Annotated in this window: 18 protein-coding genes; 9 read left to right on the top strand and 9 right to left on the bottom strand. The window is 43.8% G+C overall.

All coding sequences use genetic code 11. From position 1 onward, the window contains the following. The first annotated feature begins 166 nt into the window (after window positions 1-166). A complete protein-coding gene (locus VA249_RS07905) occupies window positions 167-2,041 on the top strand; it encodes a hypothetical protein (protein WP_225927089.1) in 1,875 nt (624 codons plus the stop codon). Window positions 2,042-2,100: 59 nt separating this feature from the next. On the opposite strand, the gene VA249_RS07900 is transcribed toward VA249_RS07905, so the two are convergent. After that, window positions 2,101-2,985: a LysR family transcriptional regulator gene (locus VA249_RS07900; protein WP_221067594.1), complete on the bottom strand. Its 885-nt coding sequence runs from the start codon at window positions 2,983-2,985 to the stop codon at window positions 2,101-2,103. Between the two features lie 208 nt (window positions 2,986-3,193). Here VA249_RS07900 and VA249_RS07895 point away from each other — a divergent pair, with 208 nt between their 5' ends. Continuing rightward, window positions 3,194-4,090, top strand: a complete 897-nt coding sequence (locus tag VA249_RS07895; protein ID WP_221067593.1) for an SDR family oxidoreductase — start codon at window positions 3,194-3,196, stop codon at window positions 4,088-4,090. Window positions 4,091-4,144: 54 nt separating this feature from the next. Here VA249_RS07895 and VA249_RS07890 read toward each other — a convergent pair whose 3' ends face one another. From VA249_RS07890 to VA249_RS07870, 5 genes are all read right to left on the bottom strand, one after another. After that, the gene (locus VA249_RS07890) at window positions 4,145-5,296 is read right to left on the bottom strand and encodes an ABC transporter permease (protein ID WP_221067592.1); all 1,152 of its coding nucleotides are present in this window, start codon (window positions 5,294-5,296) and stop codon (window positions 4,145-4,147) included. Further along, window positions 5,293-6,480, bottom strand: a complete 1,188-nt coding sequence (locus tag VA249_RS07885) for an ABC transporter permease (RefSeq protein ID WP_221067591.1) — start codon at window positions 6,478-6,480, stop codon at window positions 5,293-5,295. The genes VA249_RS07890 and VA249_RS07885 overlap by 4 nt, the downstream gene beginning before the upstream one ends. Window positions 6,481-6,498: 18 nt before the next feature. Continuing rightward, window positions 6,499-7,479 carry an HlyD family secretion protein gene (locus VA249_RS07880; RefSeq protein WP_221067590.1) on the bottom strand — a complete coding sequence of 327 codons (981 nt, stop codon included), beginning with the start codon at window positions 7,477-7,479 and terminating at the stop codon, window positions 6,499-6,501. A gap of 3 nt (window positions 7,480-7,482) precedes the next feature. Beyond that, window positions 7,483-8,874 (bottom strand): TolC family protein, encoded by a 1,392-nt coding sequence (locus tag VA249_RS07875; RefSeq protein ID WP_221067589.1) that lies wholly within the window; start codon window positions 8,872-8,874, stop codon window positions 7,483-7,485. Between the two features lie 138 nt (window positions 8,875-9,012). After that, entirely contained in the window at window positions 9,013-9,240 is a 228-nt protein-coding gene (locus VA249_RS07870; protein ID WP_128810803.1) for a hypothetical protein, read from the bottom strand. A gap of 894 nt (window positions 9,241-10,134) precedes the next feature. Here VA249_RS07870 and zwf point away from each other — a divergent pair. The 3 genes from zwf to gnd are packed head-to-tail and all read left to right on the top strand — an operon-like array spanning window position 10,135 to window position 13,839. Then, a complete protein-coding gene (gene zwf, locus VA249_RS07865; RefSeq protein WP_221069885.1) occupies window positions 10,135-11,637 on the top strand; it encodes a glucose-6-phosphate dehydrogenase in 1,503 nt (500 codons plus the stop codon). Beyond that, window positions 11,634-12,350: a 6-phosphogluconolactonase gene (pgl, locus tag VA249_RS07860; RefSeq protein ID WP_221067588.1), complete on the top strand. Its 717-nt coding sequence runs from the start codon at window positions 11,634-11,636 to the stop codon at window positions 12,348-12,350. Before zwf ends, pgl begins: the two co-directional genes overlap by 4 nt. Before the next feature lie 40 nt (window positions 12,351-12,390). Beyond that, window positions 12,391-13,839, top strand: a complete 1,449-nt coding sequence (gene gnd, locus VA249_RS07855; RefSeq protein WP_221067587.1) for a decarboxylating NADP(+)-dependent phosphogluconate dehydrogenase — start codon at window positions 12,391-12,393, stop codon at window positions 13,837-13,839. 86 nt (window positions 13,840-13,925) lie between these two features. On the opposite strand, the gene VA249_RS07850 is transcribed toward gnd, so the two are convergent. Then, a complete protein-coding gene (locus tag VA249_RS07850; RefSeq protein ID WP_221067586.1) occupies window positions 13,926-14,132 on the bottom strand; it encodes a hypothetical protein in 207 nt (68 codons plus the stop codon). A gap of 271 nt (window positions 14,133-14,403) precedes the next feature. Here VA249_RS07850 and VA249_RS07845 point away from each other — a divergent pair, with 271 nt between their 5' ends. Together VA249_RS07845 and VA249_RS07840 are read left to right on the top strand one after the other, a co-directional pair. Continuing rightward, complete coding sequence (locus tag VA249_RS07845; RefSeq protein ID WP_221067585.1) at window positions 14,404-15,924, top strand: DUF1254 domain-containing protein; 1,521 nt, start codon at window positions 14,404-14,406, stop codon at window positions 15,922-15,924. A gap of 111 nt (window positions 15,925-16,035) precedes the next feature. Continuing rightward, window positions 16,036-17,472 (top strand): IS1182 family transposase, encoded by a 1,437-nt coding sequence (locus VA249_RS07840; protein ID WP_221067583.1) that lies wholly within the window; start codon window positions 16,036-16,038, stop codon window positions 17,470-17,472. 170 nt (window positions 17,473-17,642) lie between these two features. Here the strand turns inward: VA249_RS07840 and VA249_RS07835 are convergent, their stop codons facing one another. Further along, window positions 17,643-18,554 carry a LysR family transcriptional regulator gene (locus tag VA249_RS07835; RefSeq protein WP_221067584.1) on the bottom strand — a complete coding sequence of 304 codons (912 nt, stop codon included), beginning with the start codon at window positions 18,552-18,554 and terminating at the stop codon, window positions 17,643-17,645. A 333-nt stretch (window positions 18,555-18,887) separates the two neighbouring features. Here VA249_RS07835 and VA249_RS07830 point away from each other — a divergent pair, with 333 nt between their 5' ends. Both VA249_RS07830 and VA249_RS07825 read left to right on the top strand, forming a co-directional pair. Beyond that, on the top strand, window positions 18,888-19,025 hold the full coding sequence (locus VA249_RS07830) for a hypothetical protein (protein ID WP_164837178.1): 138 nt from the start codon (window positions 18,888-18,890) through the stop codon (window positions 19,023-19,025). Between the two features lie 215 nt (window positions 19,026-19,240). Further along, window positions 19,241-20,677 carry an IS1182 family transposase gene (locus VA249_RS07825; protein WP_221067583.1) on the top strand — a complete coding sequence of 479 codons (1,437 nt, stop codon included), beginning with the start codon at window positions 19,241-19,243 and terminating at the stop codon, window positions 20,675-20,677. A gap of 166 nt (window positions 20,678-20,843) precedes the next feature. Here the strand turns inward: VA249_RS07825 and VA249_RS07820 are convergent, their stop codons facing one another. Then, window positions 20,844-22,616: a sigma-54-dependent Fis family transcriptional regulator gene (locus VA249_RS07820; RefSeq protein WP_221067582.1), complete on the bottom strand. Its 1,773-nt coding sequence runs from the start codon at window positions 22,614-22,616 to the stop codon at window positions 20,844-20,846. Window positions 22,617-22,722: the final 106 nt, after the last annotated feature.

Genomic DNA, 22,722 nt, shown 5'->3' with positions numbered 1-22,722 from the left:
TCGTTGTTTTGTCTCGGTAAGCAGCGCTGGGGTTTAGTATCCTTGTGTTGCTTATCTCTTAGTAATATTTATCAAATTGACAATTTTTATTTAATTTCAGATTCATTCCGTATGCTATAGAATGTTGCGTTTTTTGCGTCAACATTTGGAACCTAGAGTTCTCTAATTGGTTACAGAAATTATAATTATTAGTAATAGCGATATGATAAATATTAAAAAAGCAACACTATCAGTATTAATTCTTTCCACCTTATCCGGTTGTGGAACGGACTCAAAAAATAGTTCAGAATTGGAAGCATTTCAAACCATCAGTGGCTTAGCATCAGATGGCGGTGCAATAAAAGGTCAGTTGACAATTAATGATGGCATTAACGGTGCAACGCGTATTTCCAATGAAAATAAAGTGATTAGTGTTTTTGATAATGGCCAATTCAATATAAATAATGCGAATGATATTTCTTATCCGGTGCTCATTAAAATAGAAGGGGCACACGGTATTGAGGCGACTACAGAATATTCACTACTGTTAAACAATGAAAACTCTCGTGTTAACTTGTCTGCTCTAACTCGACTCATAGTTGGTAAGGTCGCTGGTGTGGATGCCGACACTGTTTATCAGGATTTTTCGAAATATAAAGCACTATTTACTGAAGATGACGTGAACAAAGCACAACGTGGAGTATTGAAAGTAATAGCGCCTCTTTTAAATGCCGCGAAAGTGGATAGTGATGTAAATTTATTGTCATCTATTTATCAAGCCAACTTCACCCATCTTGATAGCATTTTATCTACACTTCATATCGAATATAGTAATGAAGAAGCAATAATGACTTATATTCCAAATAAGGAATATTCGGTTACTTTACCTTATAAAGAATCATGGGAAAATAAAACATTGATTCCATCTGGTAGTGATAGCATTCAACTGGAAAAAGATTTGAGTGTTATTCATCAAGCAAGTGAAATACTAGAAAAAATGATCCTGCTAAAGGACGATCGAACTACGTTTGAAGAGTTACTTTCGCCTAGTGCTCATTGGTTTGGCAATGATTATCAGTCACTTCATGATGGTTACTTTGCAATATTACCTGCAGAAAAAGATCCAGACTTAAAACGTCATCGCGATCTTGTAATTTTAGACAGCCAGCCTGAAAAGCAACGATACCTAGTCGGTTACACAACTTCTTTTGAAGCAAGTACTGCATCCAGCGTTTCTCGCGATCAAGCCTGGTTCGAATATGTCGATGAAGAATTGAAGTTCTTGGGTGATGATCAAGCCTTTCCAACGTCATTTTATGCGTTATATAAATTGAACACATCGCCAAAAGATTACAATTGGCCATGGATGGGAAGTGAGGAGTTTCGTTGGGTATTCGAGACAACAGGGTTTCTTGCTGAGAAAGACTGCACGGAAGCACTGGATCGTGGTCACTGGACGTGGGGTGATGGTGCGAGCGAATTTATAAACAGCCTTGCTTCATTGAGTGATGTTTTTCCTGGTTTGAAATACGTAACGGTGACCTCACCAACTGATGTAGAAATCAAGCTTGATAAAGTTTTTCGAGACCCAAGTGACAAAACTTGTCATTTAATTGATAGTCAGAATCAAATCAGTGGTCTTTTAGATGGGTACAAGATTGATTTGAACAAAGATAAAATCAAATACAATCAAGAGTATAACGTTAACTTTGTTTATGAAAATAATACCATGCTAACAAAAACGATCTATCTAACTCAGCCTCCTGAGAAGAAAGAAGTGATGTCAAGTTATCTTGCGAAACTAAAGGACTTAGATGGTCAAAAAGATTCGTTTTATTACGACTGGGAGCGTGAAAGTAATTTTGTTGTGGAGGGCGATTTGTACGTTTTCTTCCCTAACCATGAGGGTGTAGGACAACGAATCAATATTGAAGAGGGAAAAACAGAAGTTCGCACTAAAACAAGCGATGATGTGCTTAGAATTTTCCACACAGGTTTGGACCCTTATGGTCGAGTTATTTATAACTACTATATCTCTCAAGATGAACAGCCTTTGAAATAAGAAAAATGAATCAAAAAGAGGAGCCAAACTGGGCTCCTCTTTTTGATCTAACTTCAATATTAACCAAAAGCATCGGTCTTTTGTTTTAAGAACTCAATCAAAGTTCGGACTCGTAACGGCATCAAGGCTTTTTCTTGGTATACCGCATAAATTGGAATCTCTAAATCGTGTACATCAGGCAGGATGCGCACCAAATCTCCTCGTGCTAACTCATCTTTCATCATAAAGCTTGGCATGATGGCAAACCCTAAATGATTCAGAACAAATTCTTTGACCGTCGCTGCAGTTCGAACTTGCACTTTAGGGCTGTGAACTAAGCGAGTGACCTGGCCTTGAGCGTTGGTCATCGTAAGTTGTTTGTCTCCGTGGACGATGTGGTGGCTAATCCAATCAAGCGATAAAAGGTCTTCGTGCGTGGAAACGGTTTTAACTTTGCTGAGGTAGGTTGGTGTGGCACAAAGCATATCTTTGAAATAGCCAAGCTTAATTGCGTACAGGCTTGAATCCTCAAGAGCTGAAGATGCCCGCAACGCTATATCACAGCGAGATTCAATCAGGTTGCTGTAACTGTCGCTCTCGATAATATCGAGTTTGATTTCAGGATAGAGGTGCAAGAATTCACTTAATATATCCACCAAAGCAGAGCTAGGCGTGGATATCCGAATCGTACCGCTTGGGACTTGGTTGGTATCCTGTGTTTCTGCGTTTGCTTCCGAGGCAATATCGTCAATCAATTTGCACTTCTCATAATAACGCAACCCTGCATCAGTCAACGAAAGTGAACGGGTCGTGCGATGCAGTAAGCGAGTATTCAGCGCTCGCTCAAGTTTAGAAACAATCTGTGAAACGCGCGCTTTACCTATATCAAGCTCATCTGCTGCTTGAGTGAAAGATTGCTTCTCTGCCACTTTGGCAAAGATCATCATGTCATCGAGTGAAATCATAAAGGCAACTGTTTTGATGTTATGGTTTATTAGCGATTGCCTAACCATAATTGTTTAGTAAAAATGAACAATTAGTTTAATCAAAGGCTAATTATCTATCAATCATCAAACGATATAGTGTCTCCATCGACAGCGGGAAGCCAAAACAGCTTGGTCATTTCCGCCTAATCAGACAGAAATAATGTAAGAATTGATTGGAGAAATCATCATGTCAGATCGCAAAGTTCTAGTAACAGGAGCATCAGGTAAACTCGGTTCACAAGTGGTAAAAGCATTGCTTGAAGAGTTATGTGTCGACCCAAGCCAATTAATCGTTACCACTCGCAGCGCAGATAAACTGCAAGCGTTAGCAAATCAAGGTGTGGACGTACGTGAGGCAGATTTCTCAAGTCCAGAGTCTCTAGAAAAAGCATTTCACGGTGCAGACAGTATGTTGCTGATCAGCATTGATGCGTCAGGCCCTCGAACTCAAGCGCATTTGAATGCGGTTGCCGCAGCAGAAAAAGTCGGAGTGAAACACATTGTTTACACATCAATGCCATCGGTAGAAAACTCGCCAGTGATGTTTGCTCATGAGCACGAAACGACTGAAAACGCGATCATGGAGAGTGCAATTGCCAATGCGACTATTTTGCGTAATAACTGGTATTTTGAAAACCTAGTAGACTTTTTCGCAAGTATTTTACAATCGGGCCATTGGTTAACGTCAGCCGCAGAGGGTAGGGTTGCTCAGCTTTCTCGTAAAGATTTGGCCTATGCAGCAGCTTGCGCCGTTGTTAAACCTGCTCAAGGAAAAGTAGTCTTGCCAATGAATGGCATTCAATCTATGACTCATGCTGAGATGGCGAAAATTATGGATTGCGTATTGGGGACTTCTATCAATATGGTTTATTTAACGGATGAACAGTACCAAGCTCAGCTTGAATCATTTGAGCTGCCTGCGCCAATCGTTGAGCTATGTGTAACGATGGACAAACATAACCGTGGGAACTATTCAGATGGCACAAGTGACGTATTTGAACAACTGACTGGTAAGCAGCCTCAGCGTTTTGACGCTTGGCTGGAAGAACATAAAGCAGTGCTACAAAAACTAGCGAACGTTTAAGACAGCTTGAAAAAAAGGGACTCACTTGAGTCCCTTTGGGTTTTGCAAAAGTGGTTAACCCAAGCTTTCAGTCACCACTGGTTTGGTATTTCGTCTTGCAATTAAGTAGGCGATGCCACCCCAAAAGGCAGTGAGTGCCCAAAGTGCGGCCCAATATTGCGCGACTTGCTGCCATGTTGCACCCATTTGGTTGAGTGCCAAAAAGCCTTTGATTGCCCATGTACTTGGGCTTAAATCTGCAAACCACAGCAGAGGTGCAGGGATTGATTCAACAGGCCAAATAAAGCCAGCTAAAAAGATCAATGGCATCGAGCTCACCAAAACTACCAGTGTTACTAGTTCACGCCTTGGTAACAAGTATCCAAGCCATAAGCCTAGACCACAGCAGCCAAGTAAGAATGGTAACAACAGAGTCAGAAGTTCACTGGCGTTCGCAATGTGATTGACGCTCAAACGCTCGAAACTAAAACCGAAGTAATAGGCACTCAATAAGTAGTAAATAGCGACAAAAATGGTCGTTCTAGCGAGTAATAGTGAGCCAGTCGCCGCTTGTGACCAGTAGCCGCGGCCATGGCGTTGCGTACCCGTTTGTAACCCTACGGCCATGATTAGTGTTTGTTGAAGAATCAACACAAAAACAGCCGGCACAACATACTCAATGTAACCCATCGTCGGGTTGAACGTTGGCTTCATATTCAGCTTAATGGCCGAGTAGTTGTGGCTTGCCATGCTTAACGGGACACCATCAATCAGCATTTCGCTTACTTTAACTTGCGCTCCGAGCGTGCCAGCAGCTTGTGCTAGCCCCTCCACAACAGTGCCATAAACGAGAAAGTAAGAGGCATCTGCCGCATAGGCCAACGTCGGACTTTTTCCTAGCATTAGGTTTTTATAAAAATGCTCAGGAATGACCATGAACCCGGTTATCTCTCGGTTCATGAAAGCTTGCTTGGCATCTGCGATGGTGTACAAACGGGTGACGACTTTGACTTGCGGAGTGGCATCCACCATTCGTTCAAGCTTCAAACTGGTTTGGCTGCCGTCCAAGTTCACAATGGCGATAGGTTGCTCGCGTGGTGTTTGCTGTGCGTAGGGGAGAGGGTACAAAAACGAATAAAATACCACGCCACCAAAAACCGTAAGCACCACTACAGGGTTTGTTAGTACGGAGCGCAGTTCCGCTTTGAGCAATTGCAGAAATGTCATATCAGCTCCTGTTTGCTGTCACTTGATGAAGTGTCTTCAAGCAATGCGGTATTTCGATGTTTTGCAAATAACATAGCCGTGATGAGCAGCGGGATAATATAACCAACCATTGGCCATAATGAGGCAATGGATTGAGCAGCACTGGCACCATAGTTAGCTTGATCGACCTGAACTTCAATATAGTGAGTGATCGGCAGCAGACTTCGCCATGCATGTGCTAGGGCGTTCATGTCTGAGACCGGAAAGGTAATCCCCATGAATGCAAAGCTCGGAGCAGTAAATGCACCTGCAAAGCTCATTGCTCTTGCTGGATCCATTGATAGGAAGAAGAACAAAGTGCCCATGATGATACAAGCGATTACCGTGAAAAGTTGAGCGAGTAACATGACCAAGTAACTCCCCTCCATTGGCCAATCCAGTATCATATAAAACCAGATTAAGAACAGAGCACCTTGGGCCATAAAAACGGGCACATATTGACTTAAAATCTTGCACAACCGAGCCAATGGATGGGCACCTAAGAACTCGAAACGGTGTTTTCCGTTGCCATAGAGTCGAAAATGCGCAGCAAGAATCAAAATGGTGCCAACCACAATACCGATTTGCCAAATCGCAGGCACAATCGCGGTGACCAAAAATTGGGCGTAGTTGGTGTTGCGGTTGAACAATGCCGTGATTTGTGTCGATATAGGAACGGCTTGGCCAACGGCAGCAAGTGTTGTCGTATTGCCTTTTGCAAGATTAGCCATGGTCTCAATTTGAGCATCAAAATAGCCTTGAGATTGAGCAACGGCAGAGTTAATCAACTTCGCAACTAAGATGTATTGGCTATTGAAAAACACCGATAACTGAGGCTGCCGATGCATCAGGATGTCTTGATCGAAATTGGGTGGGATCACCGCATAGGCGTAAATATCGCCCTCAATCATGGCGTTCTTTGCTTCTGTTGCGCTGGTGTATTGATAATCCACTGATAGCGTAGATGAGGCATCGAGAGAATAGATCATCTTACGTGACAGCTGTGAATGCTCTAGGTCCACCACTCCAATGGGTAGGTCTCGAGCGATACCAGCCGAAAATACCCCCCAAATGGAAAGGGCTAGCAAAATCGGCATCCAAGTTAGGCACGATAGTAACCATTTATCGCGCCTTAGGACTTGCCATTGTGAGATTTGAATTGTCATCGTTCTCAGCCTGCGTTGTTACAGTTCAACCACAACACTCATGCCCATTCGCAGTTCAGGTTCTGGTTGAGTAGGACGAGCTTCTACTTCAAATGTACGAAGATCAAAACCTTTCGATGCATCGGTTGCACGCCACGTAGCAAAATCCCCCATCACAGCAACATGCGACACTTTAAATTCGATCTCTTTGTCTAGCGCAGGAAGATACGCTTTGAATGTGGTGCCTTTGGTGAAGTGTTTAAGCAAGTCTTCACGTACATTAAGTGTTGCCCAAGCGTCTTGCATATCAATAACGGTGACAACAGGAAAACCTTGCGGTGCCAGCTCGCCGCTTTGTAGCAACACTTTTGAAACTTCGCCATTAAACCAACTAAATATTTTGGTGTCTTTGGCGTATGCTTCTACCTCTGCAACCGCACCTGCGGCCATTTTGGCTTTTGCTGCAGCGGCAACTTTAGTTTCACTGCGTGCGCCTTCTTTCGCCATTTCATACATTTGGAACGCCGCACTTTCGGTGTATTTTGCTGCTTGATATTGGGTTAGTGCTTCATCACGCTTTTGTTCCGCTACCACACCATCTTTGTATAGGTTATTCACACGTTGGTAAGTTTTCTCCATCAGATTTGCAGCGGCTTTCGCTTTTAACCATTGATCTTTTGCCGCTTGAACTTGCTGCTCGCGAGCCCCTTTCTCTGCTTCTAGTGCGAGTGCTCCAGCGGCTTTTTCTCCCGCTTTGGCTTGTTCGAGTTTCGCTTCAATCTCAGGGCTAAGAAGCGTAAATATGAGCTGACCTTTTTCTACTTCATCACCTTTGCGCACCAATACCTCATCGATACGTCCTGGAACTTTTGACGAAATGCTGTATTGCTGTGCTTCAATTAAGCCCTGCAATCGAGCCGGCTCTGGTTGGTAAGCTTGGTAAAATTGATAACCGACCCAAGACGCAATACCCAAAGCACAAAGTGATAATAAAGCGGGTTTGATAGATTTTGCTGCCATGACTTAATTTGCCTCTTTGGATGTCGACGTTGGTGTGTAAGCGGTATGTTGATATTGTGTGAAACTGTTCATTTCGCTGCTTAGAGCGAGGAGTTTGGTTAGCGAGATTAAATAGCGAAAGCGTGCCGCAGATTGTTGCGTTTCGACGCTTGCAACATAGAGCTGGGCATCGACGACATCGAGTGATGACGACAACCCTTGCGTGAACGCTTTTTCACGTAATCGCAGGTTCTCGTTTGCCAACGCAATGCTAGACTCAAGGCCTTGTACTTCGTCTATTGCTTGCTGAGCCTCCAAATACGTTTTTTGTACCAATAGCGATAAGTCTTGCTTGGCTTGTGACTTCAATGCATCAACCTGTGTCACCATGCTTTGAGCCGCTTTCACTTTTTCACTTCGTCCAGTGGATTCAATCAAGGGGATATTTACACCGACACCCACCATCCAATCAGGCTTCATCTGACTTGCGAGAGAATCGTCCTCGTACAAACTGTAGTCACCGTAAAGATAAACTTCTGGGTAGTATTTGCCTTTTTCCGCTTTGATCAAACTGGATGCTTGCTTGTGTTTTGCATCGAGCAAATCCAACCCAGGGTAGGTGAGAAGGGTCTGGTCCACAAATGCACTCAATGGCGGAAGACGGTCGTTGATAAAAAGTGATTCAGATGGTTCAACGGATTCGTTTTGAGCAAGAATGGTACCCAGTGCTGCTTGAGCGATGCTTAAATCACTGGCTGCTTTGCGCGTTTCCACTTTTGCTTTATCAAGGGATGCATCGGCTTGAAGGCGTTCAACACGAGCGATTTGACCTTGCTCTTCCATCTTTACCGCAAAGTTACGATGCTTGGTTAAGCCTTTTTCAACCGCTTGGCGGGTCGCTAACACTTCTTTAGCAAGTACCACTGAGAAGTAGTATTTAGACAGGTCTTCAAAGCGCGCTTGTTGTTCCATCGCGAGCTGACTTTTTGCTTCGTCCGTTTTACCTTGAGCGGCCGCTTGCGCTGCGTTGATGCGTCCACCAGTGAAAATAGGCCAAATAGCACGAATAGAAGAAGTAAAAATGTCACGTTCTGTAATCGTGGAGGTGGCGTTAAGAAATGGGGGGATCGCGATGTGCGCACCTGTGCTATCAAGAACTTGTTGAGCAGATAGCGTTACGTCAGTGTCTAAACGGGTGTAATTCGCACCGATACTCACTTGAGGTAAATTAAGATTGCCTGTCGCGTCTTGTTGGTATTGGTAACTTTCAACATTGGCACGTTGTGCTTTTAGAGAATAGTTATTCTCTAGTAGCAAGTTCCACGCATTATCGAATGTGATAGGGGCCGAGTGGCAAGCAAAAGAAATGGAACTGCTAAGCAGGCCTAGGACCCATAACTTTCCGGTTGGTTTCATAGTGGCTACTTTATTTTAGAGTAATAGCTCTAATATAAAGTATTAGTAAGAAAGAGTTAAGTGATTATAACAAAGAATTGTTGATAAATTGTTGCGCTCAGTCCGTTTAGGTCGAACTGAGCACAGAGTTTGAGCGAGTTACTTGATGGATGGGCAGTGAAATTCTGCTCTCCATTCAAGTTGACGGGAACCTCGCATTGTATTCAGCAAGTCTTTACCAGTCATCTGTGGGAACGACAGCAGCACCTTTAAATCTGATGGACTCGTGTCGTTCTTTTCATAAGCTCTGACGTGAGTAAACGTTGAATACATATTTTGTGACAGCATAGCCTTACTTAGGCAAATTCCAAATGTATCGCGTTCCATGTTTTGGTGTTCCTTCTAACTATAAAAAGCACCTCTGTTTTTCGCTATTTCCTTAGCAGATGGTGTCCAAGTGGTTTCCTACGATCAGTCAATGCATATTATTAGTATAGGTACATTTTCTGACATCATCGTTGAGCGTGGTAAATAGACTTCCATTTTTGCTGCGTTATTATGCGAAACTCTATTGGTTTCTTGATGGAAAATTATACAGTGCAAAAGCTCAAAACGCCTCAAAAAGAACTAAATCTGGTGTGATTAAAATCAAGGTTTTGGTTGGATTTTCATCAAACATTATCGAGTAATAAGGAGGCTTTATATGATTCAAGCAAACGTTTGCCTTATTTATAGATTGAGTCATCGAGACGTTCTTATCCCGAGTTAAGCCTAAGTAGAATGCGATTCGATTGTTAATTCAGCAAATTAGTGCTTTCACTTTAATTGCTTTGAGTCTACGTAAGTTTGGTTTTTTATTAAAATACAAATAGTTAATAAGAAAGTTGTAAATTATTTAAACGTTTGCACTACCAAGTATTGATGTAAATCAAATAGTCGTAGACAATACTGCCCCGTGTCGGACTTCTCCTCCGCAGAGCGCAAGGTTGTGCTCTAAAGACATAAACGTTCCGAATAACTTTAAAACGTTGGATTTAACGCTATGTTTAAGTCAAACCGCTATGTTTAATTCAAACCGCTATGTTTAATTCAAACCGATATGTTTAAGTTAAACAGCTGGTGTTGAAGTCAAACAATAAAGATATTTGGGACCATAGGCTTTACCTATCAACGTAATAGGTAAGAGCAGCTTTCTATTGTTAGGTGTCATTGATAGGGTTGGCTCAATCCTTTAGCCGTATCCAGGCACACAATAAGTACCTCGTTTTTAAGGGAAAGATGATGGTAATACCAGAAAACAGCAGCATCGTTATTTTTGGTGCTTCAGGTGACCTTACATACCGTAAGTTAATTCCTGCTTTATATCACCTGTATGCGAATAAGCAGCTTCCAAGCAACTTCGCCATTTTAGGGGTAAGTCGCACTGAATACAGTGACCTTTCTTACCGCGAAAAGCTAAAAAAATCGCTTCAAGAAATGGAGAAAACGGAGCCAGAAACGCTTAATGCATTTATCAATCATCTGCATTACCAAGCAATCAATACTTCTGACACACCAGATTACAGCAAGTTGGCAACTCGTTTAGACCAGTTAGCCGACGAATACCAATTCGAACAACGTAATACGCTTTTCTATCTTGCGACGCCACCAAGCCTTTACAGTGTGATCCCTGCAAGCCTTGCAGCTCACGGCCTGAACAGTGAGGATGACGGCTGGAAACGTCTGATCATCGAAAAACCGTTTGGTTATGATCTTGAATCTGCGCGCACCCTAGACAAAGACATCCACGAACATTTTCAAGAGCATCAAATCTACCGTATCGACCATTACTTAGGTAAAGAGACGGTACAGAACCTGCTTGTCTTGCGTTTCTCTAACGCGATGTTTGAGCCACTGTGGAACCGTAACTTTATTGATTACGTGGAAATCACAGGCGCGGAATTTTTAGGCGTAGAAGAGCGTGGCGGTTACTACGATGGTTCAGGTGCAGTGCGCGACATGTTCCAAAACCACTTGCTGCAAGTTCTAGCAATGGTGGGGATGGAGCCACCAGCACAAATTAACGCGGATTCTATGCGTGATGAAGTCGTGAAAGTGCTGCAATGCCTTAAACCTCTGGATGAAGATGCGCTGCGTAACGATCTCGTGTTGGGGCAGTACACCGCATCTGAAGTACGTGGCCAGCAACTTCCGGGTTACCGTGAAGAAAACGGCGTAGCAGATGATTCTCGTACCGAGACTTACATCGGCCTGAAAGCGTACATCAACAACTGGCGTTGGAATGGCGTGCCTTTCTACGTGCGTACAGGTAAGCGTCTACCGACTCGCGTGACTGAGGTGGTTATCCACTTTAAACAAACACCACACCCAGTGTTTGGTCAAAGTGCGCCAGAGAACAAGCTGATTATTCGTATTCAGCCAGACGAAGGCATCCAAATGAGCTTTGGTCTGAAAGAGCCGGGGGCAGGCTTTAAAGCGAAAGAAGTGAAAATGAACTTCCACTACGCTGACCTGCAAGAAACCCAAATGCTAACGGCTTATGAGCGTCTACTTCTTGATGCGCTAAACGGTGATGCAACGCTATTTGCTCGTAGCGATGCGGTTGAAGCGTGTTGGAAATACGTTCAACCAATTCTAGATTTCAAGCAAGACCCACAAGCGCTATTCGGATACGCATGTGGTACATGGGGGCCTAAAGAGGCTGATGACTTGCTACAGCGTGCTAACCGCGCTTGGCGTTTCCCTTGTAAAAACCTAACAGACACGGACTACTGCGAACTATGATCAATCACAAGATCTACCAAACAGCAGATCAGGTAGTAGAAAGCCTAGCAAATGACATGAAGTCGTTTAGCGAAATGGGCCGACCTGTTCACATCTCTCTTTCTGGCGGCAGCACACCTAAAATGCTGTTTAAGCTATTGGCAACCGAGGCTTACGCAACGTCAATTCAGTGGCAAAATCTTCACTTTTGGTGGGGTGATGAGCGCTGCGTTGCACCTGATGATGCAGAAAGCAATTTTGGCGAAGCGAATGCGCTTTTGTTTAGCCAAGTGGGTATGCCTGCTGAGAACATTCACCGTATTCGTGGTGAAGATGAGCCAAAAGCAGAAGCACAGCGCTTTGCGAAAGAGATGAGCGATGTGATCCCAACGGAAGATGGCACTCCTGTGTTTGATTGGATCTTGCTTGGTGTTGGTGCAGACGGTCATACCGCATCGCTGTTCCCAGGTCAGACAAACTACGATGATGAGAACCTATCAGTATTAGCTTCTCATCCTGAGTCTGGTCAAATTCGCGTATCAAAAACGGCACGTGTATTAGAAGCAGCGAAGCGCATTAGTTACTTGGTACTTGGCGCTGGTAAAGCGGACATTGTTGAAGAAATCAACAGTTCACCAGCGCAAGACCTTCCATATCCGGCAGCGAAGATCCAAGCGAAAGCGGGCCTGACGGAATGGTATTTAGATTTAGACGCAGCGGCAAAAATCGCTTAGTGCGGTCGCTGGTCGAATAAAAGACAATTGGAGAGAAACAATGAAAGGTGATATCGGTGTAATCGGCCTTGCTGTAATGGGTCAAAACCTTATCCTAAACATGAATGACCACGGCTTTAAAGTTGTGGCTCATAACCGTACTGCTGCGAAAGTAGACGAGTTCTTGGAAGGCCCTGCGAAAGGCACAAACATCATCGGTGCATACTCTCTAGAAGAACTCGTAGAGAAGCTAGAAACACCACGTAAAGTGATGCTAATGGTTCGTGCGGGTGAAGTGGTAGACATGTTCATCGATGCTCTAGTTCCTTTACTAGACAAAGGCGACATCATCATTGATGGTGGTAACACAAACTTCCCAGATACCAACCGTCGCGTTGCGGCACTGCGTGAAAAAGGTATTCACTTCATCGGTACTGGCGTATCTGGTGGTGAAGAGGGCGCACGTTTTGGTCCGTCTATCATGCCTGGTGGCGCACCAGAAGCTTGGGAAGCGGTTAAGCCTATTTTCCAAGGTATCTCTGCAAAAACTGACGCTGGCGAGCCATGTTGTGACTGGGTTGGTAACGACGGTGCAGGTCACTTCGTTAAGATGGTTCACAACGGCATCGAATACGGCGATATGCAGCTTATCACTGAAGCTTACCAGTTCATGAAAGATGGTCTTGGTATGTCTGCCGATGAGATGCAAGCTGTATTCGCAGATTGGAACAAGACTGAGCTAGACAGCTACCTAGTTGAAATCACCGCAGACATCCTTGGTTACAAAGACGAAGATGGTGAAGCGCTTGTTGAGAAGATCCTAGATACAGCTGGCCAAAAAGGTACAGGTAAGTGGACAGGCATCAACGCGCTAGACATGGGTATTCCACTAACGCTAATCACTGAATCTGTATTTGCTCGTTGCCTGTCTGCATTGAAAGACCAACGTGTTGAAGCTGAGAAACTGTTCGGCAAGACAATCACACCAGTTGAGGGTGATAAGCAAGAGTGGGTTGATGCACTTCGTCAAGCGCTATTGGCGTCTAAGATCATTTCTTACGCTCAAGGTTTTATGCTAATGCGTGAAGCATCGAACGAAAACGGCTGGGATCTAAACTACGGTAACGTAGCGCTAATGTGGCGTGGTGGTTGTATCATCCGCTCTGCATTCCTAGGTAACATTCGTGATGCGTTTGAAGCGAACCCAGAGATCGCATTCCTAGGTTCAGATGCTTACTTTAAAGGCATCCTAGATAACTGTATGGGCGCATGGCGTAAAGTTGCAGCTAAGTCTATGGAAGTGGGTATCCCAATGCCATGTATGACTTCTGCGCTAACGTTCCTAGACGGTTACACAACGGCTCGTCTACCAGCGAACCTACTGCAAGCTCAACGCGACTACTTCGGTGCTCACACTTACGAGCGTACAGACCGTCCACGTGGTGAGTTCTTCCACACTAACTGGACAGGTACAGGCGGTAACACTGCGTCGACCACTTACGACGTTTAATTTGTCGTTAGTAAACAGATAAACTCAAAAGGATGCTCAAGTAGCATCCTTTTTTTATTTGTTGTCAACGAAAAGCCAAAGGGCACTTAGGCACTCTTTTCTCTCGTGTTACCTTTGAAGTGGTGACCGAACTTATCATTCAAGTAAAGAATTGCACTGACAAACAAAGCCACAACAGACACAGTAAACAGGGCATGCATATTTAAAACCCAAGCGAATGTGGCTGTAAGAAAGGCAATAAAAGAAAACATCCTGCTGAATGACATGATACGACCAAGTTTAGTACTTTTCATAACGCCTCCCAGAGCTTAGTGGGTAGTAATTAGAGCTTTCACTCCGCAATTGAATTGTCTCTTTTTCATCCAAAAGATACCCAAAAAGTGAGCTAAATATTTCTCAAAAAAGATTAAATATTGACCTGATAGACAGTTTTTTGATGATGCAATGCTGTGAGTTTGGTTGCATAAATGTCGTTTAGTCATTTTTGATGGTCGAGAAAATCAAAATTGATTTCTAGTTTTAGCTAAAGTGAATGTATCCCAACTGATAAAGCAGGAATCTCCTATGTTAAAGACTCAACTAAAACGTGTTGTATTGCTTACCAGCCTATTAGTTTCATCATCTGTGATGGCGGCAACGAGCAATTACAATACCGATATTCCATCTGGCATCATGACCCCCAACAAAGTAGAAATCAGCATTGGTACTTTGAACTTTAAAGATGGCGTACCAAGTGAGCAAACCATGGATGTGCTTTACGATAACTTAGACACGATGCGTGCGACAGAAGTGTTTATGAATGCCATTCCAATGGCATCGCTAGAAGCTTTGCGAATCGGGCATGAAAAAATGGGTCTGACTGAGTCTAACCAAGTGATGCTGTTTGATCAGTTGATGGATTCCAATCCGCTATTTTTAACGGGTAACACGGACACGGTTTATGCGTCGGCGTTCTTAGATCTTGAGCGTGATGGCCCAACGGTGGTAGAAATTCCACCCGGTATGGGGCCGACAACCGTGAATGATGCATTTTTCCGCTTTGTGACAGACATGGGCGTTGTCGGCCCAGATAAAGGCGAGGGGGGCAAGTATCTGATTTTGCCACCAAACTATAAGGGAGAAGTACCGGAGGGATACCATGTTTCGCAATCGAAGAGTTATGTAAACTGGTTTATTGCCCGTGGCTTTTTGAAAGATGGCAAGACTGATGCGGCCGTTAATGCTTACCATTCAGGATTGAAGATCTACCCACTTGCGAAAAAAGGCAATCAACCTAAGATGGAGTTTGTCTCAGGAAGTGGTAAAGCATTCAATACCATCCACGCCAATGATGAGCATTTTTATGATGAGATAAAAACCGTCATCGACAAAGAGCCGATTGAGTTTATTGATCCAGAGATGCGAGGTTTGATCGCGACGATTGGTATACAAAAAGGGAAACCGTTTAATCCCGATGAGCGAATGCAAAAGATTTTAGCTGATGGCGCTGCCATTGGTAATGCAACTGCTCGTGCACTGATGTTTAACCCTCGTACTGAAAACGCCTACATTTGGGATGATCGCAACTGGAAGACTGCGTTCATTGGTAATGATTATCAATGGTTGCTTGATGAGGGTAACGGCGGACGCAACCTAGATGCGCGAACCTACTTCTTCTATATGGCGACGGTTAATACGCCTGCGATGGCACTTAAAATGGTAGGTAAAGGTTCTAAGTATGCGATTGTCGATAAAACGGCGAAAGGCGACTACTTTGATGGCGGAAAAAATTACAAGCTGACGATTCCTGCTAATGTGCCAGCTAAGAACTTCTGGTCAGTGGTGGCGTATGACACACAAACGCGTTCTGAGCTACAAACAAGTCAGCCATTTCCGAGTAAGAACGATAAACGTGATGATATGACGGAAAACCCAGATGGTTCGATCGATTTGTACTTTGGTCCTGAGGCTCCGAAAGGCAAAGAAGCAAACTGGATTCAAACGGTTCCGAATAAAGGTTGGTTTACTATCTTACGTTTATACGGCCCACTAGAACCTTGGTACGACGGTTCTTGGAAACCAAGTGACATTACTGAAATAAAATAAGCCATTTAAATCAGCCGGTCTTCGATAGACCGGCTCAGACTGCTGACAAAGGTCTAGCTTTCAAGCTAGACCTTTGATCTAATAGGGGTATCGAAATATGGATACTCCGACATGCTTCAAGAACCGACTCCGCAACAATACGAACTGGAAATGGTAACGATGGAACAGTTGGTTCCTAAAGACCATTTAGTGCGTAAAATCGATAATGCTATCGACTTTGAATTCATTCGTGATGAAGTCGCTCATCTTTATTGTAAAGATAATGGGCGTCCACCTGTTGACCCTGTTCGTCTCTTCAAAATCATCTTACTTGGCTACATCTTTGGCATAAAAAGTGAGCGTCAGCTCGTTAAAGAAATTGAAGTGAATGTCGCTTACCGTTGGTTCTTACGGATGTCATTAACAGAGAAAGTCATTCACGCATCTACTCTCAGCCAAAACCGCATTCGTCGCTTTAATGGCACGGATGTATTCGAACGTATTTTTATTAATATCGTAGAGCAAGCCATATCGAAAGGTTTGGTCGCGGGTCAAGAGCTCTTTACGGACAGTACTCATCTCAAAGCGAACGCCAACAAGAATAAACACACCAATAAAGTCACGGCGGTTCGCGCGAGTGCCTATCTTGATATGCTGGATGAAGACGTCACGTTAGACCGAGAAATAGCGGGCAAGAAGCCGCTTAAGGCTCGCGGATCAGAGTCAAAAACAAAGAATACTAAAACCAGTACTACTGACCCAGAGAGTGGCTTCATGACTCGTGATAATAAGCCACAAGGCTTCTTCTATCTCGACCATAGAACCGTTGATGGTCAACACGGAATTATCCTCGATACCTATACCACTGCAGGTAACATCAATGACTCACAACCTTACGTTCAACGCTTAGATTACACGCTTGCCACATTCCAATTGAACCCGATAGCTGTTGGACTGGATGCAGGCTACTTTACCGCCCCAGTGGCGGAGTCACTTGAACGTCGAGGTATTCTTGGCGTGTTCGGTTATCGACGCCCATCGAGAACGAAAAATACATTCAAAAAGAAACACTTTACTTACGACGCACAAAGAGACAGCTACCAATGCCCGAATGGTCAGGAGTTGCTTTATAAAACCACATCACGTGATGCCTACCGAGAATACCATTCAGACCCCAAAGAGTGTGCGTTCTGTCCAATGAGGAATGACTGCACTCAAAGCAAAAACATGAAGAAAGTGATTGCTCGGCATATCTATAGCGATGCAGTAGAGAGAGCAAATCAAATGCGGCTCTCTTCCTACGGAAAAAAGACTTATCGACGTCGAAGTGAAACCGTAGAACGGAGCTTCGCAGACGCCAAGCAACATCATGGTCATCGTTATGCTCGCTTTCGAGGTCTAGCCAATGTGCAAATGCAATGTTGGTTGGCAGCAGCAGCTCAAAACATCAAGAAGATAGCGTTGGTGATGAGTTATCTACGAAAAATGGGCTTAAACATGGCAGAAATAAGGCAAATACTTGCTTCTGTATGCCTATGTAATGAATGGAAACTTCTGCGCACGATATAACAAAAAATATCGCGATCGCGACCTACGGTCGCTTCCAAAAAAGAACCCCGCTTAAAAAGCGGGGTTCGTCATCAATCTGAGCCGGTCTTCGATAGACCGGCTTTTTAATTGCATTTCGGTGGCTAGTTTTAGGCGGAATTGCAAAAGGTAGAAGTAAAAAATAAAAAGAGTCAGTTTGCTTGGAGAAGTGCTTGTTTTATAAAGGTCTCTACTTGAGCAATGATAGGGTGTTGATAGAAAGCGCGGTGATACTGTATGCCCACATCAAACAGCATCGGTTTCGCTTCAAATTTCAACGGAATTCGGCTAACACTTTCTGGTATCAATGCATCTTCTATGTACATACCCACAAACACATATGGGCTGACTCTGACACAGTCGAGCGCAGCTGTCATGGAAGAAACCGTGAGTTTTTGTTCTAGTTTTACACCGGTCATCTTCCGTACTCGTTCATAATAAGCGCTGACATCAAGTGACCCCATTGATACGCGAACGGTTTCTAAGTTTTCCATCTCTTCTAGTTCTAAATCTGCTTGTCCACTGAGAGGGTGATGTTTGTTTACGTATGCATAGAGTGGCACTGAGCTGATCTTACGCTCGACCATCCTTTCATTGAGCACATTCGGGAAACCACCAATACCAATGGCGACGGTGCCTCGTTTTGGGTTTTCAATATTTTCAATCGACCAATCAATAAAAGCGATTTTAGGTTTTTGCTCTTCAGTGGTTAGGGCTGTGACTAACGGAATGGTCAGCATACTTGATAACGGGTTAATGATACTGAACACGTATTCGGTTGTGTGTGGGCTCGCATTAAAGCTTTTGGCTAATTGAGGAATTTGCTCTAGCTGTTCTAAAGGCTCGCAGATCGCTTGGCAAAGTTGTTGGCAAAAAAGCGTTGGTGTATATGCGCCTTTTTCTGCGTTGAAAAGTTCATTGTCAAAGCGCTGTCGGCATTCTGCTAGATAGCGCGTAAATGTCGCTTTGCTGATATCTAGGGTGTGACACACTTTGGCTTGTGACTTTTGTTGAATCAACAAGTGAAGAAAGCGATACAAATTTAAATCAATGGTATTTTTCACGTCATCGTTGCCTTTAAGTGTCGAGCGTTAAGTATTAACTGGTCTCCTCCGTGGTTCCAATAAAATTTTAAACAAATTTTTCTTTTGTGACATGCAGTTAGCGAGTAATTGGGTTTGGTCGCACTTGTGATATTGAAAATAAGATTACGTAAAAGATGAAAAAGAGTGTTAGGTAAGCCTTTGATCTCCTCCTATAATTAGCGACATACGGAGGATGTTTGAATGATAAACATCCCTTATTTTTTTAAGCCTACAAACAAGGATTCAACGAGAGTTGATGTTGTTTACGTTTACCAAGAAGGTATTTTACGATAATTAATTGAGGTTCATACGATGACTCTTAACAAGTACTTTGTTTTTATTCCAGCAGATTTGGATCAGGAAACTCACAAGGAACAGGAAGTGATATCAGAGATGGAAACTCAACGTCAGGCATTAGTAAAACAGGCGCAGCAACAAGGCGGACTGTAATATCATTCGTAGTAAATAATGGTCAATCTAACTAGTTTGTTTTAACGCTCGAACACTCAGTTTACTTATTGTGGTTTACTTACTGTGATTGGCATAAGGCTAGATTCAAAATAAGAAGAGCACCGAATGTGGTGCTCTTCAGACTGCTGACAAAGGTCTAGCTTTCAAGCTAGACCTTTGATCTAATAGGGGTATCGAAATATGGATACTCCGACATGCTTCAAGAACCGACTCCGCAACAATACGAACTGGAAATGGTAACGATGGAACAGTTGGTTCCTAAAGACCATTTAGTGCGTAAAATCGATAATGCTATCGACTTTGAATTCATTCGTGATGAAGTCGCTCATCTTTATTGTAAAGATAATGGGCGTCCACCTGTTGACCCTGTTCGTCTCTTCAAAATCATCTTACTTGGCTACATCTTTGGCATAAAAAGTGAGCGTCAGCTCGTTAAAGAAATTGAAGTGAATGTCGCTTACCGTTGGTTCTTACGGATGTCATTAACAGAGAAAGTCATTCACGCATCTACTCTCAGCCAAAACCGCATTCGTCGCTTTAATGGCACGGATGTATTCGAACGTATTTTTATTAATATCGTAGAGCAAGCCATATCGAAAGGTTTGGTCGCGGGTCAAGAGCTCTTTACGGACAGTACTCATCTCAAAGCGAACGCCAACAAGAATAAACACACCAATAAAGTCACGGCGGTTCGCGCGAGTGCCTATCTTGATATGCTGGATGAAGACGTCACGTTAGACCGAGAAATAGCGGGCAAGAAGCCGCTTAAGGCTCGCGGATCAGAGTCAAAAACAAAGAATACTAAAACCAGTACTACTGACCCAGAGAGTGGCTTCATGACTCGTGATAATAAGCCACAAGGCTTCTTCTATCTCGACCATAGAACCGTTGATGGTCAACACGGAATTATCCTCGATACCTATACCACTGCAGGTAACATCAATGACTCACAACCTTACGTTCAACGCTTAGATTACACGCTTGCCACATTCCAATTGAACCCGATAGCTGTTGGACTGGATGCAGGCTACTTTACCGCCCCAGTGGCGGAGTCACTTGAACGTCGAGGTATTCTTGGCGTGTTCGGTTATCGACGCCCATCGAGAACGAAAAATACATTCAAAAAGAAACACTTTACTTACGACGCACAAAGAGACAGCTACCAATGCCCGAATGGTCAGGAGTTGCTTTATAAAACCACATCACGTGATGCCTACCGAGAATACCATTCAGACCCCAAAGAGTGTGCGTTCTGTCCAATGAGGAATGACTGCACTCAAAGCAAAAACATGAAGAAAGTGATTGCTCGGCATATCTATAGCGATGCAGTAGAGAGAGCAAATCAAATGCGGCTCTCTTCCTACGGAAAAAAGACTTATCGACGTCGAAGTGAAACCGTAGAACGGAGCTTCGCAGACGCCAAGCAACATCATGGTCATCGTTATGCTCGCTTTCGAGGTCTAGCCAATGTGCAAATGCAATGTTGGTTGGCAGCAGCAGCTCAAAACATCAAGAAGATAGCGTTGGTGATGAGTTATCTACGAAAAATGGGCTTAAACATGGCAGAAATAAGGCAAATACTTGCTTCTGTATGCCTATGTAATGAATGGAAACTTCTGCGCACGATATAACAAAAAATATCGCGATCGCGACCTACGGTCGCTTCCAAAAAAGAACCCCGCTTAAAAAGCGGGGTTCGTCATCAATCTGAAGAGCACCGAATGTGGTGCTCTTTTTTATCTTTCAAATCTCATCTTTTCATTTTTTCAATTCTCACATGTTGTCTTTCAAGACTCGTCACTTGAGTACACCAAGGCTTTTCAGCTTGCGATAAATGGTGTTACGGCTCAACCCCAACATGCGGGAGGTTTTGCTGATATTACCTTGGTTCGCCTGATAGGTTTTTACTAACTTGTCCTCTACGGTTGAACGCATATCTTGTTCGCGCTGTACATCAACCGTTCCTGACGCGATAGATTGGCTGAGCTTTCTTGCGAGATGGCTTGGTACATGACTCAGCGTAAGTTTTGCTTCATCCTGTGCCATTAAAGCAGACACTTTAATCAAGCTGTCCAATTCCCTTAAATTGCCCGGCCAAGCATAGTTCATAAGAAGGGACAATAGGTGAGGGCAGATCGCTTGATCCGATTGTGCGTGGCGGCGGTGTATATTTTCAATCAGGGCTTGTTTGTCGCTGCGTTCCTCAAAGCGGGGTAACTCAACGATAAGGCCGTTGATCCTATAATACAGATCTTGACGAAACTCACCCTGCATAACGAGTTGCTCTAAGTCTTTGTGTGTGGCTGCGATGATTTGAGTGTCAACTTGAACGGTTTGGTTGGAACCCACGGGCAACACGGTCTTATCTTGCAGAACATGCAACAATCGACTTTGGGCCTCAAGTGGTAGGTCGGCGATTTCATCTAAAAATAAGACGCCGTTGTGTGCTTGCCGAATTTTACCCTGATAACCTTTAGGGTTGGCTCCGGTGAACGCGCCTGCTACGTAACCAAACAGTTCTGATTCGACCAAATCTTTCGGCAAGGCTCCACAGTTAACTGAGACTAAAGGCTCGCTTTTTCTCTCACTGTTTTGATGTAAAGCCTTAACGAATTCGTTTTTGCCCACGCCGGTTTCGCCCAAAATCAGTAGGCTAATGTCTTTATCGATAACTCGGTTTGCTTGTTGCCAACAATGTTCAACATTCGCATCACCGTAATGGAGATCGTTTGAAGCGGCGATGGTTCGGGCTGTTTTTCTCTTCGTTTGTCCGTTTGACAATGGCTGAGTCTTAAAAACGAATGTTTGAGTGCTTGTTGTATTGTCCAAGATGGCGTCGAGTGATTGTCCAACCACATTATTTTGGTCGAGAAGCTGCGAAGCTACTTGGTTGTGAGCAAGAATTTGTCCCTCTTCATTTGCAATGATAATGCCTTGCCAACCACTATTGAGTAAGCTTTGCTCACAGGCGAGATCTACCCGAATATGACCTTGCGGTATTTGGTTCAGCAGTTGATTTTCGATCTGTTGCACCATGTTTTGAACCAGCACCTGAGTAGAGAAATCATGCTTTTTCTGTTCACTCGTGATATCGAGCACTCCCATTAGATTGCCCAAATGATCGAAGATAGGACTGGCAGAGCAGCTAATAAAACGGTGCTGCTGAATAAAGTGTTGATCGCCAATCACAGAGACCGGTTTTTCTTCAAATAATGCGGTGCCGATGGCATTCGTTCCTTTCAGTTTTTCTTGCCAGCACGCCCCTGAACTAAGAGCAATCTCAGTCAGCTTTTCACGAAATTTTGGTTGGCCCCAACTGCCAATGATAACGCCATCCGCATCGGTTAGGATCAGTCGACTGTCACTGTGAGCGAACAGTTGGTTAAATAAAGGTAATGCAAACTGCTTAACCGTATCAATGAGGAAGTGAAGCTGGTGGCGCCTATCTTGCAAAAATGCTGAAGTGACACGAATGTCTTCTGGTCGACGACGCTGTTTTAAACCGGCTTGCTCACTTCGATTCCATGAAGTAGAAAGCCAGTTGCTGTTGGTAATGTGTTGAAGTTCCATGACTGTACCATTTTGTCACAGTGAGGGTGTGCCATTTTTGAACACTTGAACACTCGTGTTCTCACGACATATAGGCTCGAGCATCACTCACTTAGATTGTTATCGC

It is taken from the genome of Vibrio alfacsensis, assembly GCF_019670485.1.
Taxonomy (GTDB): domain Bacteria; phylum Pseudomonadota; class Gammaproteobacteria; order Enterobacterales; family Vibrionaceae; genus Vibrio; species Vibrio alfacsensis.
Note: the sequence above shows the minus strand (reverse complement) of the source record. Positions and strands in the feature narration are given on the sequence as shown.

What these genes read in the sequence shown, in the direction of transcription:
- VA249_RS07900 (WP_221067594.1), bottom strand. Translation starts at nt 2,985, where the DNA reads ATGATTTCACTCGATGACATGATGATCTTTGCCAAAGTGGCAGAGAAG.
- VA249_RS07895 (WP_221067593.1), top strand. Translation starts at nt 3,194, where the DNA reads ATGTCAGATCGCAAAGTTCTAGTAACAGGAGCATCAGGTAAACTCGGT.
- VA249_RS07890 (WP_221067592.1), bottom strand. Translation starts at nt 5,296, where the DNA reads ATGACATTTCTGCAATTGCTCAAAGCGGAACTGCGCTCCGTACTAACA.
- VA249_RS07885 (WP_221067591.1), bottom strand. Translation starts at nt 6,480, where the DNA reads ATGACAATTCAAATCTCACAATGGCAAGTCCTAAGGCGCGATAAATGG.
- VA249_RS07880 (WP_221067590.1), bottom strand. Translation starts at nt 7,479, where the DNA reads ATGGCAGCAAAATCTATCAAACCCGCTTTATTATCACTTTGTGCTTTG.
- VA249_RS07875 (WP_221067589.1), bottom strand. Translation starts at nt 8,874, where the DNA reads ATGAAACCAACCGGAAAGTTATGGGTCCTAGGCCTGCTTAGCAGTTCC.
- VA249_RS07870 (WP_128810803.1), bottom strand. Translation starts at nt 9,240, where the DNA reads ATGGAACGCGATACATTTGGAATTTGCCTAAGTAAGGCTATGCTGTCA.
- zwf (WP_221069885.1), top strand. Translation starts at nt 10,135, where the DNA reads ATGGTAATACCAGAAAACAGCAGCATCGTTATTTTTGGTGCTTCAGGT.
- pgl (WP_221067588.1), top strand. Translation starts at nt 11,634, where the DNA reads ATGATCAATCACAAGATCTACCAAACAGCAGATCAGGTAGTAGAAAGC.
- gnd (WP_221067587.1), top strand. Translation starts at nt 12,391, where the DNA reads ATGAAAGGTGATATCGGTGTAATCGGCCTTGCTGTAATGGGTCAAAAC.
- VA249_RS07850 (WP_221067586.1), bottom strand. Translation starts at nt 14,132, where the DNA reads ATGAAAAGTACTAAACTTGGTCGTATCATGTCATTCAGCAGGATGTTT.
- VA249_RS07845 (WP_221067585.1), top strand. Translation starts at nt 14,404, where the DNA reads ATGTTAAAGACTCAACTAAAACGTGTTGTATTGCTTACCAGCCTATTA.
- VA249_RS07840 (WP_221067583.1), top strand. Translation starts at nt 16,036, where the DNA reads ATGCTTCAAGAACCGACTCCGCAACAATACGAACTGGAAATGGTAACG.
- VA249_RS07830 (WP_164837178.1), top strand. Translation starts at nt 18,888, where the DNA reads ATGACTCTTAACAAGTACTTTGTTTTTATTCCAGCAGATTTGGATCAG.
- VA249_RS07825 (WP_221067583.1), top strand. Translation starts at nt 19,241, where the DNA reads ATGCTTCAAGAACCGACTCCGCAACAATACGAACTGGAAATGGTAACG.
- VA249_RS07820 (WP_221067582.1), bottom strand. Translation starts at nt 22,616, where the DNA reads ATGGAACTTCAACACATTACCAACAGCAACTGGCTTTCTACTTCATGG.